The organism is Candidatus Pelagibacter sp., from assembly GCF_052049815.1.
Lineage (GTDB): Bacteria > Pseudomonadota > Alphaproteobacteria > Pelagibacterales > Pelagibacteraceae > Pelagibacter.
The window spans coordinates 1-2214 of the sequence record NZ_JBNGZG010000080.1 but is presented as its reverse complement, the minus strand read 5'-3'; the positions used below and the strand labels follow the sequence as shown (position 1 = coordinate 2214).

General features: G+C 26.8%; 2 protein-coding genes. Both read left to right on the top strand.

Translation table 11 applies throughout. The features are described from left to right. Window positions 1–1371 (top strand): aminotransferase class III-fold pyridoxal phosphate-dependent enzyme (locus tag ACTT9D_RS07235; protein WP_440931110.1); only part of this gene is annotated, 1371 nt, incomplete at its 5' end. Window positions 1372–1375: 4 nt separating this feature from the next. Next, window positions 1376–2059, top strand: coding sequence for a PIG-L deacetylase family protein (locus ACTT9D_RS07230; protein WP_440931109.1), 684 nt, complete (start codon window positions 1376–1378; stop codon window positions 2057–2059). The last annotated feature ends 155 nt before the right edge of the window (window positions 2060–2214 follow it).

Below are 2214 nucleotides of genomic sequence, written 5' to 3'. Positions count from 1 at the left end.
AACAAAAATCCTGAATTATTTTTAGAAAATAAATTCTTTAAAAGAAATTATGGATTGAATAAGATAAATAAAAAATATTCTTTTTTTGAAGCTGAAAAAATTATTCCAACAGGAAATCAAATGCTTTCAAAAAATCCAAAATATATTTTACCTAATCAATGGCCACTATATTATAAAAAAGCTAATGGTTGTATGATAACTTCTCTAGACGGAAAGAAATATTATGATTTTTCTTTGATGGGTGTTGGAACCAATATTCTTGGATATTCAAATAAAATTGTTGATAATTTTGTAAAAAAAAAAATTGACTGTGGGTCGATGAGCACTCTTAACTGTTTTGAAGAATTAGATTTAGCAAAAGAATTAATTCAAATGAATAAGTGGGCTGATATGGTGAGATTTGCTAGAACCGGTGGTGAAATTAATTCGATTGCAATAAGAATAGCAAGAGCAGCAGCTGGTAAAGATAAAGTGGCATTTTGTGGTTACCATGGATGGCATGATTGGTATTTATCTGCAAATTTAAAAAATAAAAAGAATCTAAATAATCATTTGATGAGTGGCTTTTTTACTTCAGGTGTACCTAAATTTTTATCCAATAAATCATACACATTCAAATTTAATGATATTAATTCTGTAAAAAAATTAATCGCACTAGATAAAAATATAGGAGTTATAAAATTAGAGGTTTATAGAAATATAGAGCCCAAAAGATCCTTTTTAAAAGAACTTAGAAAAATTTGTGATAAAGAGAAAATTGTTCTAATTTTTGATGAGTGTACTTCTGGTTTCAGATCTAATTATGGGGGAATTTATCAGAAATATGGTATTACTCCTGACATTGTTTTATTTGGAAAAGCATTAGGAAATGGTTATCCTATTACGGCTTGTGTTGGAAAAAAAGAAGTTATGGAAAATGTTAAATCGAGTTTTATTAGCAGTACATTTTGGTCAGAGAGAATTGGTTTTTCAGCTGGATTGATTACATTAAAAGAAATGAGAAAAATAAACTCATGGAATAAAATTACTAATATTGGTAAGTATATTAGAAGGGGATTATCTAATGTAGCCAAACAACATGGACTAAAAATTGAATTTTTAGGTTTACCAGCTCTAACAAATTTTCAGTTTAAAACAAAAAACAGTGAATATTTAAATGCTTATCTAACACAAGAAATGTTAAAAAGAGGTTATCTCTTTAGCAACTCAATTTATACATCTGTAGCTCACGAAGAAGATATTGTGAATAATTATTTAGATAATTTAAATGATATATTAGATAACATTTCTGGTAATATAAGTGAAAAAAATTACTTAATTAATAATTTAAATGGACCTTTGCCAAAAAAACCATTCAATCGAATGAACTAATTTTATGAGAGAAAAAATTTTAGTTATTGCTGCACATCCAGATGATGAAGTGCTTGGATGTGGTGCAACTATAGCAAAAAAAATTTTAAAAGAAAAAGCAATTGTAAATACATTAATAATGTCAAAAGGTATCCTATCTAGAGAAAATATTAAAAATAAAAAAAAAGATTTAATTAAGAATATTAAAATGGCTCAAGTTGCTAATAAGCTGATTGGAGTGAAAAAATTACAAATACTAGATTTTCCAGATAATGAATTTGATAATGTTCCGATTTTAAACTTAATTAAAGAAATAGAAATAAAGATCAAAAGTTTTTTACCAGATACTATCTACACTCATTTTCATGGAGATTTAAATATTGATCACCAAATGGTGGCTAGAGCTGTGTTAACTGCTTGCCGACCCACAAAGAAAAACAGTGTAAGGAAAATTTTTGCTTTTGAAGTACTGTCAAGCACAGATTATCATTATGGAGTCCAGGAAACATTTGTTCCTAATCATTTTGAATGTATTAACAAGACAATCAATTTAAAATTAAAAGCTTTAAAAAAGTACGATCATGAAATGAGGACTTCACCACATTCAAGATCTTATGAGAATGTTTTAAATCTTGCAAAGCTGAGAGGTTCCCAAATGTTTGAAAACTTTGCTGAATCTTTTATGGTGACAAGATCTTTTTCAAGGTGAAAATATTATTTAGAGTTGATTGTAATGTAAAGAATGGCTCTGGCCACTTATCTAGATCTTTTTCTCTATACAAAGAATTAATAAAGTATGGACATAAAATATACTTTTTAATGCTTAATTACGAAAAAAAATTTTTTTATAAAAAATATAAAAAT

Bases quoted from the DNA above. Each gene is read 5' to 3' on its own strand.
- ACTT9D_RS07230 (WP_440931109.1), top strand. From the start codon at position 1,376: ATGAGAGAAAAAATTTTAGTTATTGCTGCACATCCAGATGATGAAGTG.